This is a genomic window from Arthrobacter sp. AFG20 (assembly GCF_002892795.1).
Classification (GTDB): Bacteria; Actinomycetota; Actinomycetes; order Actinomycetales; family Micrococcaceae; genus Arthrobacter.
In genome coordinates, this window is sequence record NZ_PJMC01000002.1 from 216,125 (window position 1) to 230,666 (window position 14,542).

Sequence of the window (14,542 nt, forward strand, 5' to 3'; positions counted from 1 at the left end):
AGAAGGGCCTTTGTGCCCGGAATAGCAGCTCTGGCAGTCATTTTCCTGAGCGGGGCCAGCGCGTCCGGCATTGAGCAGATGGCAAACGCCAAAATTCACAGTCCGACGTCGGCCACTCTGTCCGCTGTCACAGCTGACGGCCAAACCTCGCTGCATCACTTGGTCCTGCGCGGTCTTGCCAAGGGGTCGCTTCCCGGTGGCTATCCCTATGACGAACCCCGGGATGAGAGGTCGGACGAGGACTATCAGGAAACCCTGCACCGGCAACGGCCGTCGGTGAGCCCTGCGGAATAGGAAATGTCCGGGTTGAAGCAGACTTCCACACTGCACTGCCTGGTCACTAAGGCAAAATGGCGCTAATCTCAGCTTTGACCAGCCGCTCGGTCAGTTGGCCAAGGTCGAGGTTCGGGACGGCCGGCCCGCAGCATCGAAAACAGCGTCTACGTGGCGGTGTCTACCAGGCACCGCCGGTGTCCGTGGGGCGCAGCCTGCCTACTGTGACGCGTGAAGGAGCAGTTCCCTATGTTCCGGCAACGGCCGCTGGGGTAGGGCGATCCGTGCTTTAGCCCTTGCTCAAGGCAGAATGCGGTGCCCCAGGAATGACAGCACTTGCATTTATATCAGAGGAGCATTTTTTCCTTGAAGGGAGAAAGGCCTAGCTGGGAGCGTATATCCGCCAGATCTCGGGTATTGCGTTCTATCTCTTGAGCCCGCATTTTTCCGATTTTCCAGCTGATGAGGCGGGCCGCAATCATCAACGCTAACAGTAGCCATAAAGCCTGTCCCGCGGGAACAACGAAGTCGGGAATTATCAGGAACGCATTCTTGATCGAAATTGCATCGTTCAGACTGCCACTTACCTTATTGAGTACATCATTCAGAGTGTTGGTGACCGGTTCGAAAAATGATCCAGCGGACAGTTCTGGGATATCGACCATTGGGTCTTTCCCGACAGACCAGCGCGGGTCCGCAAGGTGCGCAAGGATATAAAACACTATTGCCATGTTAAGGCCGACGAACGATATTGTTGCGGCCAGTAAGACACTGACCATCCTTGAGGCAATCTCCCACCCAGAGGATACGCGACGGCCAAAGACAAATAGGCCGCCAATGATAGAGGCCCCGATCCATACGAGGATCTTAAATGTATCCACGCTGACCTGGCCCAGAACTACTTCCATTGCAGGGACTACCCCTTCTTTGCAGGATTATGAACTGCGTCCATATAACCACAGTGTGATGACGGCTATTGACTGAACACCACGCCCAACATGTCGAATTCAAGAGCTGTCCGCCGAGGAATTCAGGCCCAGCGCCGCAGGTGCGGATGCCGTCGCGTCCTAGGCCGACCGACCTCATGGCGTGGCGAAGGCCTGCCGCTGATGGCGAATGGGAATAACTAGGGTTACAAGATGGCCTCAACAGTCTCGGGCGGACAGTACTTCCTTGACTCTGTTCAGGTAGGGCCGCATTTGGGCTTCCCACCGCTCGTTCGGATCTTCGGCGAGCTCGGCGTTGACGGGAATTTCCATGACAATTCCGACGGTGAGCGCGCACCCAGCCGCTGTCGGCTCGAGTCGATACGTCGAGCGTTTAAGGGCGCCCTCCGGCGTAACGGGCCGCGCTGTCGCCCACCACGGGCTTTCCTCGCCAACAATTTCCATGATGGATACGGAGCCGTCGCGGCGGATGAAACATTGCTGTTCGCCGACGCCAGCTGGTGTTCCGGGCACTGTGAACGCGCGTTGTGCATCGTTGAGCAGCACGGCACTTTCGGCAGGCCGGATTAGTGACCAGACTGTGTGAGCATCGTGCTCGTAGTCTTCGGTGGCGTGGGCACTATACGTTTTGGTGTGTCCGGCCGCAGCGGCTGACTTCGCGATTTCGGCGGAACGCACTGCCCGCTTATGTCTGCGATTGATTACGGCAGACGCGACCACGAGTGTCACCCACATTGCGGTGGCGGTCAGGATGATGCCCAGCCCCAATTCGGGCTTGCCGTAGTAGCTGATAACGGAGGCAAGCACAGCGATGGCGAGGTAACCAGCGGCGAATAGAACGCCGTGCACGACCCTGATGAATTTGATCACCTGGCCATTATGAACTTCAGCTGGGTTAGAGGCGTACACGGCGCGGCCGTACATAAAGTTCGTCGAGGAACGGAACGGTGCGGAAGACTGTTGCTGTGAGCAACTCTCCCCGCACCGGCAACCAAACCCGCCAGCGCACCGGCCTCGCCGTGGCCGGCCTCAGCTTAGGCACGTCGTTGAACCCGCTGAACTCATCGATGATTGCCGTCGCCCTCGTGGTGCTGCGCGAGGACTTTCGGCTCGACGTCGCCACGGTCACCTGGGTGATTACAGCCTTCTACATCACCTCGGCCGCCGGGCAGCCGCTGATGGGGCGGCTCGCCGACCGCTTCGGCCCTCGACGTCTCTTCATGCTGGGCATGGCGCTGGTGGCGGTGGCCTGCGCGCTGGCGCCCTTCTCGCCCAACTTCGTGTGGGTCTGCGTCGCCCGCGCGCTCATGGCGCTGGGGACCGCGACGGCCTACCCGAGCGCCGTCGTCATGGTCGGGGAGCTGGCCAGGCAGGCTGACGTGCCGTCCACCCGGCCTCTGGGCCGGATCCAGATGGCCAACACCTCCGGGGCGGCCGTGGGCCCGGTGATCGGCGGGCTGCTGGTGAGTTTGGTGGGCTGGCAGGCGCTGTTCCTGATCAACGTGCCGCTGGCGCTGGCCGCCCTGCTCATCGTCCGCAGATACGCTCCCGCGGACGAACGGCGCGAGCACGGCAGTATCGCGACGCTGCTGCGCGACTCGGACATTCCCGGCATCCTCGCTTTCGTGGGCAGCATGGTGCTGCTGCTCATGGGACTCCTGAATGCGCTGCCCGGTTACCGCTGGTGGCTGCTCGGCGGAGCCATGGTGTTCGCCGTGCTGTTCGCCTGGCGCGAGCTGAGCTTCAACCGACCGTTCCTTGATCTGCGGCTGCTCGGCAGGAACCGGCCGCTGCTGCTGGTGTACCTCGGCTTCACGGTGTTCAGCGGCGTCTACTACTTCGCGTTCTTCGGGCTGCCCCAGCTGCTGCAGGAAGCCGCGGGCTACAACCCCGGGCTGGTGGGTGCGCTGATGCTGCCGCTGGCGGCCATGTCGGTGGTCATCACCCCGCTCGCCGTGAAGGCGATCGACAAATTTGGTGTGCGGCGGGTGCTGATTGCCGGCGTCGTACTCCTTGCGGTGGCGGCAGCGGCACTCTGGCTCCTGACCGCGTCGTTCTTCGTCCCGCTGGTGCTGGTGCTGACCGCCCTGATGGGGGTGCCGTACGGGTCCGTCAGCATCGCCTCCAACCAGGGGCTGTACATCTCCGCCGCGCCGGAGGACAGGGGAGTGGCGGCGGGGATCTTCCAGACCTGCCGGTACGTCGGCGCCATCAGCGCGACCGTAATGATCGGCATCTTCTACGGCACCGGGGTCAACCAGGAGAACTGGGGCCGGATCGTGCTGGTGATGCTGGCGCTGAGTGCCGTGACGTTCGTGGTGTCGCTGCTGTGGCGGGAGCGCAAGGTATGACGATCCGCGACCCTCATGGCTACTGTTTGGCCCAGTCGCCACAGCCGTCGGAGTCAAACGTCTGGCCTTCGACTAGCGAGACCATGGGGCGGCCGCCGGAGACTGAAAAGTCGTAGTCGATGTAGTCGCCGCCGTTGCTCCCTGTGCGCGTGATCTTCCACGAGCAGTCGCCTACGACGGTTTTCGTTGTCTTGTAGTCACCAGGCTCGATGTCCTTGCCCACGGTCCACACTCCCTGGCCGAAGGTCTTGACTGCGGCTTTGGATTCGACCGTTTGGGCAGCAGCCTCGCGGACAGCCACGGCGTCTTCGCGGGCTTTCAATTTCGCGGCAGAGTCCGCCTCCGCTTTGGCAAGAGCATCCTCGCGGGCCTTCAATTTGGCAGTTGCTGCGGCTTCCAGTTCAGCGCCCGTCGCGGGCTGAGCCCCGCTGACTATCCGTGCGTCGTGGGACGCGTCTGCGCCTGCAGCCACGCTGCCGACCAGTACTGATGCGACGCCGGCGAGGCACACGCCCATCGCGAATTTCCGGTTGGGTAGGTTTGCCCACGTCCGTCGCTCAGCGCCCATTGAAATCAACCCGGTCAGCGCGGCTGCTATGCCCAGGATGATCAGGATCGCTTCGCCTCGGCCTAGCGCAGTGTTGATCAAAACCAACACCGCAAGCAGCGTCGAGACGATCCAGAACGCAGCTCCGAACGGGCCCTTTCGGCGATGCGACAGCCCAGCGGGCGGGGGAGGTGGTGCGGGAGGGGCGAAGTGAGGATGCTGAGCATGCTGCGGCGGAGGTGTCTGGTTGGAACCGAAAGCGCCTTGCTGTGGATACTGGCCAAACTGCGGCGTCTGCCCGTACTGCTGATCTGGGCGTTGGACAGGGGGCATGTTCGGGTCATGAGTCATTGATTTCCCCCGGAAAAGTAAGGGCCGCGGCTGCGACGAAGCTAGGTTAGCACTGCGCTGGCGCCCCGCAAGGAGGATGGCTCACTGCCGATTGCAGAGGCACATCGCTTTGAGCTCGAAGCGCGCGTTCGTGAAGTTTTGGCGTTGTTGCCGGCCGAAGGTGATGCGGCCATGGTGAAGTGAAAGTCGATGATCGCCCGGGCGGGCAGCTGTTGAGGACCGGCGAAGAGCACGAAGTAGGTCAGGGGTAGCAGCGGCCAGGCGCCAGCCTTGCTAAAGCAGGCAGGTCAACCCACCTGTCGACAGAAGAAGCCGTCCCGGTCTGGGCGAATGGGCTTCGTCTGTCGACAAGTACCTGAGTCCGTGGGGGTGGTTTCACCCCCTAACGGTCTTCCTATTTGATCGTGGCGGACCAGTTGCCGTCCGCGGTGACCGAATAAAGGCCCGGCCGCCACACGAGTGTTCCCGTGTACGGTCCGATTTCATTGACAAGTAGGTCACTGTCCAGCCCATGAGTCTTCACTGCAATGTTGTGCGAACCGTCGTGGGTGAAAGTCGCTGAAGCGATCTCGCCCGTGTAATAGAAGACGTCATCCCCAAAACCAGTGATTGGTGACTTGCCGTTGAAGGACTTCACTTTCTGGAGCGGCACCAGCGTGATTGTCCACGCTCCTCCGGCCGTAATCTTCAGCTTGGATGTCTCCGTGCTTGACCAGCCGCCATCCAGGAGAACCGTGCCACTGTAGTTGCCGATCTCGTTCACCAGCAGGTCTGTGGAATCAAGAGACGAATCCAGAGAGTGGACGGCGAAGTTGCTGGGCCCCGTGTGCTGGATGGTCAGTGCTTCCGCACCTGTGTCGTGCTTGCTTATAGCCAGCACGTCGTCGCCAAAGCCCGAATAGACCTTCGGCTTAACTTTTGCTTCCTCTGCAGCCCTTTTAGCAGCTGCAGCCTTTTCCGCGGCCTTCTTTTCGGCGGCTGCCTTATGGGCTGCCGTTTTCTTGGCGGCAGCCTCTTGTGCTTTCGCGGCTGCGATCACATCAGCTTCGTTCATGTCGATATTCAGCCGGATGAGCTCTTCATCAGTGCTGGATCCGGCGGCCGGGACGGAGGACAGCACGTTTGCGTCCTCCGGATACCGGCTCTTCCATTCTTTGCCGTCCTTGCCGAAGGCGACGCCGCTTAGGCCATCGTTATTGAGCAGGTTGTTTGCGACCGGAAACGATTTTCCGGTGAGATCCGGGACGGTCTTTTTTGCATCGGACGCTGGGGAGGCCACGTTCGTGGTGTTGCCTGCAGGTGTGCCCGCGCTGCCGCATCCGGCCATTGCGGCCACCAGAACGGCGGCAGCCGAGATGCTTCGTATTCTTTTCAAGGTTTCCCTCATATTTCAATAAATCGTGCGGAGTCTTATGCCAGCAGACGGCGCCATGAGTCGGCCGCCGCGTAGTGCAGAAAGGAGTGAGGCAACGGAGCCCGGTGTTAACTGCTGCTGCACAGGAAGGGGCGGTCTTATGCCCGGCGTTTGGGCCCGCGCCGTCCGAACGGCCGTGCATGAGCGTCCTGGGAGCTCTCGCCATGGATAGCAATTGCCAGCGTCCGCTGCGGCTAGGACCCTGAATGCCGGAGGTAGGCCTAGTAGGTCGGGGGGGCAACAGGTTGTCGTCCGCTGCTTCTCGAGTAAGGCGGGAGGCCCCTCTCGCGTCAGGAATTGTTCCTGGGCAGGAGGGGCCTGACGGGCAGGAGAAGGCTACTTGACAGCGCCCTTGAAAATTGCGGGCTTGTCAGAGAACGACGGAGCCATGATCTCGACCCGAACGTCCTTGAAGCTCGCGGCCGGGATGCCGTAGCCCACCTTGGCCGTCTGCGTCTCGCCGGGAAGAACGGTGGAGAGAACCGAGCCACCGATCTTGGCTTCAAAATCGCTAGCGATCTGGGCGGCAGTTCCATCGGCACCATAGGTGACCTTGGGAACGCTCATCAGCGCAGCGTTGAGATCTTCCTTGCTGCCATTCTTGACAGTGATGTCAAAGGTTACAATCTTGCCTTCCACTGCGCCGCTGGCGTACTGCCCAGCCGTCACGACGGCGGGCTTGACCTTTACGGAGACACCGCTCGGAAAGGTAATCGTGTCGGCAAACGTGCCAGAGGTCTTCGCGGCCGGCGCCGCGGTTGTCTCGACAGCTGCTGCAGAAGAACCACCCGCAGAGGACACCGTGTTTTCGGATGATCCGCAGGCAGTGAGGGAGCCCATCGCAACGACTACGACGGCGGCGAGGGCGATTTTCTTGAACATGTTTCCCCATATTTGAGATGTTAAATTTAGTGGTGCTCGCTCAGGGTACACGCACCCGGTAGGTAGTCAAAAAAAGATCTCCAAGCCCGCTTTGTGAAGCGCTTGGGCGGCATTGAGGCGCCTCAGCGTGTGCGAACTGCCGATGAACAAGGAAGCCGGCGGGCTAGGTGTGGCCATTAGCCAAATGATCTCGTCAACCAGATAATGGTCGACGGTCGCGTTCTGAGTGGCGATCATGGAACATGGGGGACGCTCTGGCGGCCCAGAAGGAGACTTGAAAATTGAAGACTGGGTTCTTGACCCTTGCGGCTGTTTCTCTAGCTGTTTTATGTGGTTGCGCTTCAGCCGCTCCGTCAACGCCGGCAGCCGAAACCGTAACGCCGACTCCGACGCCTCCCGCGGATGGAGGAAGCTTTTCATCCCTTGCGGCGTTGCACGACGCCTATGTAGCGGCCGGCGGTGATTGCGCAAATCTGAATCAAACCAACAACGTTAAGTTGGCGGCCGAATCAGGCACGTGCAATGACCAGACTGTAATTTCGACCTACATATCAACCGCCGATGTGAGCCAACTAATTCAGAATAACAAGGCGCTCAATGAGGAACTCGACTTTCACAGCGACGGTGTCTGGCTTACTGGGCAGAACTGGGTGATCAATAGCCCGGACGCCCCTGACATGCAGGAGAAACTTGGCGGGCGGCTCGTCAGCTTCAAGTGAGGGGGAGGCTGTGGAGGCTGAATCACTCGCCGCGTTCTCGCAGCTTTCCCACAAGAATGCCCAAGTTGAGGCAGTCCTCCATCTTCCCCTGACATGATGATGAGTGGTGCTAACTGCATTTCGTCCAGACAGGCGGATGCGGCATGCTTGGCAGCGCGGAGTTGAGACTTTCGCCTATCGATGCTCATTTTGTAAGTAATTATTGGGGTAAACATGAACAAAGTTATGCGCGGGCTGGTAGCGCCCTTTCTCGCAATATCTATCGGCGTCGGAGTGGGGGCGTGTGGATCCGGCACGGCAGGGTCGGGAGGACCACTGTCCTCGGCCCCCACTCCCTCCATCGAGGCGGTTGTGCACAAGCCCGCTGAGGTAAAGAAGGTTCTGGACGCCTTCCTTGTAAATGTGTCTGACGAATCAGATGCGTACTTGAAGGACGCCATGGCGAAGGGAGCCTCGAATGCGCCCGATGAGGAGAGGGCGGCAAATTTCAGGAAGGCCTATCCGAAATCCTACGAATACTTGGAAATGGAAGACAAGAAGGCCGCCGCCCTTATCGGGATATTCGCCGTGACCGCGATGCTCACCCCCGACACCGAGATGACCGCCAATGAGTCTGGGATCAAAATTGAAGGGCAGACGGCGTTCATCAAAGGTAGCGATGTAAAAATCAAGGGCATTGAAAAATCAGGGCAGGGCGGAAGCGATGGCAAGCTTGGCAAGATCGTTTTGACCTTCAAGGGATCCGAGTGGAAAGTCACGGACCTGGAGGTGCAGCAATAAGCGTATCCTGGCGGTGACCTCCCTGCGCCGGAAGGCTGGCGGTCGGCGGCCCAAGTCACGCTGGTTTCGCTGATCAAGCGCATGCGGTCCGAGTGGGGCCATGATAATGATTGGGACATTTTCCACGGCAATGGGTGTACCAGGAGAACCGGGGCCGGGCGATGCTGGTCATGCTGGCGCTCAGCACTTTAGTGTTCGTGGTTTCGCTTTGTGGCGGGGGCGGAAGGCATACGTAGACGAACGACGCCGGCAATTGCCGTGGGTGCGCGGAGCTGGGCTGAGGCGCGCGTGCCGCTATTGGGCCCGGCGCCAGTTCCGTACCCCTGGCGCACCAGGCAACCGCTCAGTGCAGTCATAGCTTCCCAGCGGGAGCCCGTGCCGGGCTGACTGGTGTCAGGCGAAGTCTTTGAGCCGCACTGCGTTCGTCGTGGCCGTGCTTCGCGTGGTCAGGATATCGCTCTTCCGTTCCCAGCGTTAAGCAGCGACATCCCATTGCGACGAGAACCCTCAAGATTGGCTCAAGGCCGCATCAATGTTGTCCAAAGATCAACGCACTTTTCGTTTTCCCAGCACCTCGAGAAATAGGCTTCTCATTAGCAAGATTTTGGCTTTGGCAAAGGGCCCGGCGAATCGCCGGGCCCTTATTAATGGGGATGACCATGTCGAGTTACGAGAGCCTTTTCGGGCCTGGACCATCGGGCGCGGGGCCGGCCCCGAGGCCGCCGCGTAAGCCACGGGCTTCTACCTTCGTTGTTGGAGGCATCACTGCGCTCTTCATGATGATGGGGGCGTTCAGTGGCGGCATTGGGGGCGCACTGGTCTTCCTTGCCGTCACGGTCGCCCTTACCGGCCTCTACGTCCTGGCGACCGGCCGCCGTTCCTGGGCCTGGCTCCCGGCCAAGCGGAAGGCGGGGGCCATCGCCCTTGCTGTCTCCTTCGCCCTCTTTATCGGCGGTGCCGTCACATTGCCGCGGACCACCACAGGGAACCCTCAGGCCGGTTCATCGGAGCGTGCCGCCTCGCCGGCCTCCGCCGAAGCGAGCGAGACCGCCGAAGCGACCGCAACTGCCCAAGCGACACCGACGCCGTCGTCCGTCCCAACGGTGCAGGAGACGGGCGCTCCGCTGGATCCTGACAGTCCCTACCTTCTGGCGCAGGGGGCCAGTGTTACGGCTCCGGAGTCGCAGCCTGCCTTCGCCACCAAGGCAGTCGACCTGCTGGCCACCCTTCCCATCAAGGGCCGGGCACCCAAGACGGGCTATGACCGGGCGCTGTTCGGCCAGGCGTGGGCGGACGTTGACCGCAACGGCTGCGATACCCGAAATGACATGCTCAAGCGCGACCTCACCGGTATCAAATACACCAACAGCGTCCCCTGCAAGGTGCGGTCCGGAACGCTGGCGGACCCGTACACAGGCACTTCCATTAGCTTCCTGCGTGGCGCTGCGACAAGCAGCGCCGTGCAGATCGACCATGTTGTTGCCCTCAGCGACGCGTGGCAAAAGGGCGCGCAGCAGTTGACCACCGAACAGCGGACCGCCTTCGCCAATGATCCGCTGAACCTTCAGTCGACAGACGGTCCGACCAATATGAGAAAGGGCGACGGCGACGCCGCCACCTGGCTGCCGCCGAACAAGAGCTTCCGGTGCGAATACGTTGCCCGGCAGATCTCCGTGAAGGCCACGTACAGCCTGTGGGTCACCCAAGCCGAGCACGACGCGATGGCCCGGATCCTGGGGGACTGCTCGGGACAGCTCGCTCCAACGAACGAGTTGGCGCCAGTCGTTGCGGCACCTGCACCTGAGCCTGTACCCGCCGTCGTCGAGCCGGCCCCTGTTGTGGCGGCGCCGGCCCCGGCAGCGCCCGCTCCGGCTGTCGTTGCGCCAGCCCCGGTTCCTGCTGCTCCTGCACCTGTAGTGCCGGTTCCCGCCGCGCCGGCGCCGGCGGCTGCGTACTACGCCAACTGCGCGGCCGCCAAGGCCGCAGGTGCCGCGCCGCTGTACGCCGGATCGGCGGGCTACCGGCCGGCACTGGACCGGGATTCCGACGGCGTCGCCTGCGAAAGCTAGACCGCTTCCATCACTCCGCAGTTTCAAACTTTCCGAGGGGGAAAAATGAAAAAGACACTGACACTAATTGTGCTAACCGGCCTCATGCTGACGGGATGCGGTGGCAAAGAGGCGGCAACGCAGGCCCCGGAGCCGACAGCATCTACAACCGCTGTAGCTGAGGTTGTAGATACTGTCGCGGTTCCGGGCGTGCTGAGCCTGACCTTGGATGAAGCCACGGAGCAACTGGAAAATCTCGGGTTCGAGGTCGATTCCGTGGACATTCTCGACGGCAAAACGATCATCATCAAGAAGAACTGGCAGGTGATGTCCCAGGACGCTGCGGAAGGTACTCAGGAGGCAAAGGGCGCCACCGTGCACCTCGGCGTCAAGTCCCTGGAAGCGCTGGCGGCGGAAAAGGCGGCCGCCGACAAGGCTGCGGCTGACAAAGCTGCGGCGGTGAAGGTTGCGGCGGACAAAGCAGCAGCGATGAAGGCAGCGGCGGTGAAGGCTGCGGCGGACAAAGCGGCGGCTGACAAAGCTGCGGCAGCTAAGCGCGTAGCAGATGCGGCTGCTGCGAAACTGGCGGCCGAACAAGCAGCCGCACAGCAGGCAGCTGCGCAGCAGGCGCCTGCGGCTCCTGTCGCACCTGCCGCGCCGCCGGCGGCCGCTTACTACGCCAATTGCGCTGCCGCCCGAGCTGCAGGTGCCGCACCGCTGTATTCGGGGCAGGCTGGCTACAGCACCAGTCTTGACCGCGATCGCGACGGCGTGGCCTGCGAGTAGTAGTCGCTGACTTCAGAGCCGTGGATACCCTCGTTTTCGAAGGTATCCACGGCTTTCACGTTTGCCTGTGTCCCGGCCGAGAGCCTCATCAGCGTACTTCTGTGTTTCATGGCGTCCGGCTCGTCGCGCTACCTTGGGCGTGGATTTCCTGTCGGCGCGGTGCGCGCGGCAATGACCAACGTAAAGGCTGTTGCGAGGCCGAGAATCGTCCAGCCGTAAATTTCCCGGGCGGGGAGGTCCGTTGTTGCAAGCCAGCGGATGGAATAGTTCGCGGTTGCACCAACTGGAAAGGTGAATACCCAGAACATTTGCGTGAAGGGAAGCTTGCAGTACTCGGGGAGGAGCATGACCTGCATCAGCGCCATCATGACCAGCACGCCCGTTAAACCGAGCTGCACTGCCCCCTCGGGTCCTGGATGTGACACCATCCAGGCGATATTGGCCGTTGCAGGCGCAGCCAGATATGCGGACAGTCCGGTCGTAGCGGCTGGTGGCAGCGCGCCGCCGGTCATCAGGCGCACGGTGACGACGGTTCCTACGACCAGCCAGAAGAACGCGCCAACGCCAAACGCGGCCATGGCCGCATCATGGGCGCGGATGCTTGAGAATCCGATGCTGGCAACGAAGGATCCGGCCACGACGGGCAGCAGGTAGCCGGGATGGATGGATTGCATGGATACCCCGCCGGTGACCCAGTGCGCCAGGAGCTGCGCGGCGACGATGGCAAGGGCGGCAATGAAAGCCGTACACAGCCAGGCGCCCCATGGCGGCAGATACTGGCTGTAGTGGGACGAAAGCAAGATCCCCACCAGCGGGATGAAGGACGCAAAGGGCCCTGCCACCTCGTGTCTCAGGTCGTCCCTGAATGTTCCTTTTCGGCGAAGGCCCCGAAACACGTAGACGGCGGTCAGGATCAGCCACAGGGAGCCGGCCGCTCCGTAAAGGATTTCCTCCGGCCACGTCGGGGACCCCAGAGAGCTCCTCGCCGCGGACCAGCCGCCGCCGAGGCCGGCAAGCCCCAGAGGAATGCCGAAGCGGCTCAAAGCGGCCATTCCCGGATGGGTGGCCGGGGGCAAGGCGCGGCCCTGAGGGGCCGGCGTCAGGGCAACAGAGGTGCCGGTAAAAGTCATCTCGTCAGTCCGCCCGGTTGGTGGGGGAAGATGAGCAGCGTGCTGGTCGCGGTGGCGAGGAGTTCTCCGCTGGCGGTGCTGAGGCGGCCTTCGGTGAATATCACCCGCGGGCCGGATTTCACGACTGACCCCTCGGCGCGAAGAGCACCCTTCTGAAGCGTGATGGGCCGCAGGTATTTGACCGCCAGATCGATGGAGGTGTAGCCGATCCCGGCTTCCAAAGTGCTGTGTGCGGCGCATCCGAGGACCGTGTCGAGGAGCGTGCATGCCATGCCGCCGTGCACCATCCCGAGGGGGTTGTAGTGCGCTTCACCGGGCCAGCACTGGAACTCGACGTGTCCGTATTTCGCCTCGACGAGATCGAAATTCATCAGCGAAGCGATCGGCGGCGGCGGAATGCTGCCGTCGCGGAGGCCGGAAAAGTAGTCCAGACCCGACAGCCGTGGCAGCTGTTCGAGCGCGATGGCCGGATCAGTCCAGGTGAAGGTTTCCGAGCGTTCCGCTGAAGCGTTGGTTGACACGGGGATTTTCTCCTTAGGTTCTCTGCAGGTCTTCAGGCTTTGTCGCGGTCATGCCGTGGCGTCGGCTGCCAGGGCAGGGTACAGATCCGAGATCGAGCCCGACAGGCCGAGCTTCACGCCGGCGCTGATGTCGTCCACGATGACCTCGTAATCACCCTGCTCGAGCCCATCGAACGACTTCCGCGCGACGTCCTCGGGGGAGGTCTTCGGGGCATCCACGCCTTTGGCCATGGCTGTGTCCATGTAGCCGACGTGAACGCCCGTGACCTGCGTGCCTTGCGGGGCCAGTTCCACACGGAAGGAGTTGGTCGCCGACCAGAGTGCGGCCTTGGATGCGCTGTAGGCGCCGGTGAGTGCGATCCAGCTGAGCACCGAGTGGATGTTGAGGACCGCTGTTGTCTCGCTGGCGGCGAGCACCGGCGCGAATGCCCTGGTCAGGGCGACTGGTCCGAAGAAGTTGGTCTCCATGACTTCACGGATCTCCTCGTCGGAGAGTGCCAACAAGGTGTCCGATTCGACGCTCATGCCGGCGTTGTTGATCAGGACCGTGACGTCCCGGGCCTGGGCAACGGCGGCCCGGATCGAGTCAGCGTTGGTGATATCGAGGGCGAGAGGGACGACCCGGGAATCGTTCCACTCTTGCGGGCGGCGGGCTGTCGCGTACACCTTCGCAGCGCCTCGGGCGAGGGCCTGCGCCACGAGCTCGCGGCCCAGTCCTCCGTTCGCACCGGTGACAAGAACGACGGCGCCAGATAGCAGTGGCATGGGTTCTCCTGGTCTCAGGTCGGGCGGCGACGCGGTTGTCACGGCCTCAAGATCTCAGGTTAGCCGAGTCGGTTGGATTTTCCAACTGACTGTACAATTGGAGAAAGTACTGAAAGCGGGTGAACGATGAATCGGCCGACCGAAACGCCAGCAGATGCGCCCAGGGCGTGCTTCATCGCGGCAGGCCTCGACGTTTTGGGGGAGCGCTGGGCGCTGCTGGCGCTTCGCGAGATGTCGTTGGGCGTTCACCGGTTCGATCAGATCGCGCGCAATACCGGCGCGTCCCGCGACATCCTGACGGGCCGGCTCCGCACGCTGGAAAGCCGTGGCGTGATCGAGCGCGTCCAGTACTCCGAACGCCCCGCGCGCTACGAGTACCACCTCACACGTTCTGGAGCCGAAGTCGCGCCCATTCTCATTTCCCTCGCGGCTTGGAGCAGTACGTGGATGCGGGACGAGACGCCCCGTGCCTCTTACAAACACACTTGCGGGGCCGACCTGAAACCGCTGGTGTTGTGTGCGGAATGCGGTGAGGAGTTCAAGCCAGGAAGTTTGATGCTCGGACCGCTTGTGTCAACAGGCGGTACGGACCCGGCGTCGGACCAGTAAGAACAAAACCGAAACAGAGGACGACGGCGGTACATCCCGCCGTCGTCCTCTGGCCACCGCTACTGGGTGGAGCGCCGGTTGTGTGCCTGCCGCGCCAGCCAGCTGAAGGCAAAGACGAAGACGGCCTCGATCAGCACCATCAGTCCGAGCAGCAGCCACCGGCCCTGGCTGATGAACACGGCCGCGCCGGTGAGGACCAGTACTGTTCCAAGCGCCAGGGCGTAGACGGCGAACCCGAGGGCCACCCTTGCACTGCGCACACCGGTGCGGAAACCAAAGCCCTGCGGCTGTCCGCCAGGCAGTCCCCGGACGCGGTCGGGCCCTGCGGGAGGGAGCCGGTCGAACTCCTGCCACAGATCCTCGTCGTGATCCCGATCGGTCATACTTCCATTATCCCGCGTCCCTGGGCGGCTGCCCCA

At 62.0% G+C, this 14,542-nt stretch carries 15 protein-coding genes; 6 read left to right on the plus strand and 9 right to left on the minus strand.

All coding sequences use genetic code 11. From position 1 onward, the window contains the following. Positions 1 to 620 precede the first annotated feature (620 nt). Both CXZ05_RS02935 and CXZ05_RS02940 read right to left on the minus strand, forming a co-directional pair. Positions 621 to 1,181 carry a hypothetical protein gene (locus CXZ05_RS02935; RefSeq protein ID WP_102971123.1) on the minus strand — a complete coding sequence of 187 codons (561 nt, stop codon included), beginning with the start codon at positions 1,179 to 1,181 and terminating at the stop codon, positions 621 to 623. Between the two features lie 237 nt (positions 1,182 to 1,418). Further along, positions 1,419 to 2,090, minus strand: coding sequence for a hypothetical protein (locus tag CXZ05_RS02940; RefSeq protein ID WP_102971124.1), 672 nt, complete (start codon positions 2,088 to 2,090; stop codon positions 1,419 to 1,421). Positions 2,091 to 2,185: 95 nt separating this feature from the next. Here CXZ05_RS02940 and CXZ05_RS02945 point away from each other — a divergent pair, with 95 nt between their 5' ends. Continuing rightward, positions 2,186 to 3,571: an MFS transporter gene (locus tag CXZ05_RS02945; RefSeq protein WP_102971263.1), complete on the plus strand. Its 1,386-nt coding sequence runs from the start codon at positions 2,186 to 2,188 to the stop codon at positions 3,569 to 3,571. 19 nt (positions 3,572 to 3,590) lie between these two features. On the opposite strand, the gene CXZ05_RS02950 is transcribed toward CXZ05_RS02945, so the two are convergent. The 3 genes from CXZ05_RS02950 to CXZ05_RS02960 all read right to left on the minus strand — a co-directional run bounded on the left by CXZ05_RS02950 (position 3,591) and on the right by CXZ05_RS02960 (position 6,765). Beyond that, positions 3,591 to 4,229 (minus strand): hypothetical protein, encoded by a 639-nt coding sequence (locus CXZ05_RS02950; protein WP_146033033.1) that lies wholly within the window; start codon positions 4,227 to 4,229, stop codon positions 3,591 to 3,593. A gap of 634 nt (positions 4,230 to 4,863) precedes the next feature. After that, on the minus strand, positions 4,864 to 5,856 hold the full coding sequence (locus CXZ05_RS22955; RefSeq protein WP_180987243.1) for a PASTA domain-containing protein: 993 nt from the start codon (positions 5,854 to 5,856) through the stop codon (positions 4,864 to 4,866). Between the two features lie 363 nt (positions 5,857 to 6,219). Beyond that, positions 6,220 to 6,765 carry a hypothetical protein gene (locus tag CXZ05_RS02960; protein ID WP_102971126.1) on the minus strand — a complete coding sequence of 182 codons (546 nt, stop codon included), beginning with the start codon at positions 6,763 to 6,765 and terminating at the stop codon, positions 6,220 to 6,222. 296 nt (positions 6,766 to 7,061) lie between these two features. On the opposite strand from CXZ05_RS02960, the gene CXZ05_RS02965 reads away from it, so the two are divergent. From CXZ05_RS02965 to CXZ05_RS02980, 4 genes are all read left to right on the plus strand, one after another. Further along, positions 7,062 to 7,484: a hypothetical protein gene (locus CXZ05_RS02965; protein WP_146033034.1), complete on the plus strand. Its 423-nt coding sequence runs from the start codon at positions 7,062 to 7,064 to the stop codon at positions 7,482 to 7,484. Between the two features lie 213 nt (positions 7,485 to 7,697). Continuing rightward, positions 7,698 to 8,264, plus strand: coding sequence for a hypothetical protein (locus tag CXZ05_RS02970; protein WP_146033035.1), 567 nt, complete (start codon positions 7,698 to 7,700; stop codon positions 8,262 to 8,264). A 776-nt stretch (positions 8,265 to 9,040) separates the two neighbouring features. After that, positions 9,041 to 10,333, plus strand: coding sequence for a DUF1524 domain-containing protein (locus CXZ05_RS02975; RefSeq protein WP_374754617.1), 1,293 nt, complete (start codon positions 9,041 to 9,043; stop codon positions 10,331 to 10,333). Between the two features lie 45 nt (positions 10,334 to 10,378). Further along, complete coding sequence (locus tag CXZ05_RS02980; RefSeq protein WP_102971129.1) at positions 10,379 to 11,098, plus strand: excalibur calcium-binding domain-containing protein; 720 nt, start codon at positions 10,379 to 10,381, stop codon at positions 11,096 to 11,098. A gap of 128 nt (positions 11,099 to 11,226) precedes the next feature. Here the strand turns inward: CXZ05_RS02980 and CXZ05_RS02985 are convergent, their stop codons facing one another. The 3 genes from CXZ05_RS02985 to CXZ05_RS02995 are packed head-to-tail and all read right to left on the minus strand — an operon-like array spanning position 11,227 to position 13,514. Beyond that, complete coding sequence (locus CXZ05_RS02985; RefSeq protein WP_258006418.1) at positions 11,227 to 12,228, minus strand: TDT family transporter; 1,002 nt, start codon at positions 12,226 to 12,228, stop codon at positions 11,227 to 11,229. Next, positions 12,225 to 12,749, minus strand: a complete 525-nt coding sequence (locus CXZ05_RS02990) for a PaaI family thioesterase (RefSeq protein WP_102971130.1) — start codon at positions 12,747 to 12,749, stop codon at positions 12,225 to 12,227. The genes CXZ05_RS02985 and CXZ05_RS02990 overlap by 4 nt, the downstream gene beginning before the upstream one ends. A 48-nt stretch (positions 12,750 to 12,797) precedes the next feature. After that, positions 12,798 to 13,514: an SDR family oxidoreductase gene (locus CXZ05_RS02995; RefSeq protein WP_102971131.1), complete on the minus strand. Its 717-nt coding sequence runs from the start codon at positions 13,512 to 13,514 to the stop codon at positions 12,798 to 12,800. A gap of 126 nt (positions 13,515 to 13,640) precedes the next feature. Here CXZ05_RS02995 and CXZ05_RS03000 point away from each other — a divergent pair, with 126 nt between their 5' ends. Continuing rightward, the gene (locus CXZ05_RS03000) at positions 13,641 to 14,123 is read left to right on the plus strand and encodes a helix-turn-helix domain-containing protein (protein ID WP_102971132.1); all 483 of its coding nucleotides are present in this window, start codon (positions 13,641 to 13,643) and stop codon (positions 14,121 to 14,123) included. A 59-nt stretch (positions 14,124 to 14,182) separates the two neighbouring features. Here the strand turns inward: CXZ05_RS03000 and CXZ05_RS03005 are convergent, their stop codons facing one another. Beyond that, positions 14,183 to 14,506 carry a hypothetical protein gene (locus tag CXZ05_RS03005; RefSeq protein WP_102971133.1) on the minus strand — a complete coding sequence of 108 codons (324 nt, stop codon included), beginning with the start codon at positions 14,504 to 14,506 and terminating at the stop codon, positions 14,183 to 14,185. Positions 14,507 to 14,542 lie beyond the last annotated feature (36 nt).

Bases quoted from the DNA above. Each gene is read 5' to 3' on its own strand.
- CXZ05_RS02935 (WP_102971123.1), bottom strand. From the start codon at position 1,181: ATGGAAGTAGTTCTGGGCCAGGTCAGCGTGGATACATTTAAGATCCTC.
- CXZ05_RS22955 (WP_180987243.1), bottom strand. From the start codon at position 5,856: ATGAGGGAAACCTTGAAAAGAATACGAAGCATCTCGGCTGCCGCCGTT.
- CXZ05_RS02960 (WP_102971126.1), bottom strand. From the start codon at position 6,765: ATGTTCAAGAAAATCGCCCTCGCCGCCGTCGTAGTCGTTGCGATGGGC.
- CXZ05_RS02970 (WP_146033035.1), top strand. From the start codon at position 7,698: ATGAACAAAGTTATGCGCGGGCTGGTAGCGCCCTTTCTCGCAATATCT.
- CXZ05_RS02975 (WP_374754617.1), top strand. From the start codon at position 9,041: ATGATGATGGGGGCGTTCAGTGGCGGCATTGGGGGCGCACTGGTCTTC.
- CXZ05_RS02980 (WP_102971129.1), top strand. From the start codon at position 10,379: ATGAAAAAGACACTGACACTAATTGTGCTAACCGGCCTCATGCTGACG.
- CXZ05_RS02985 (WP_258006418.1), bottom strand. From the start codon at position 12,228: ATGACTTTTACCGGCACCTCTGTTGCCCTGACGCCGGCCCCTCAGGGC.
- CXZ05_RS02995 (WP_102971131.1), bottom strand. From the start codon at position 13,514: ATGCCACTGCTATCTGGCGCCGTCGTTCTTGTCACCGGTGCGAACGGA.
- CXZ05_RS03000 (WP_102971132.1), top strand. From the start codon at position 13,641: ATGAATCGGCCGACCGAAACGCCAGCAGATGCGCCCAGGGCGTGCTTC.
- CXZ05_RS03005 (WP_102971133.1), bottom strand. From the start codon at position 14,506: ATGACCGATCGGGATCACGACGAGGATCTGTGGCAGGAGTTCGACCGG.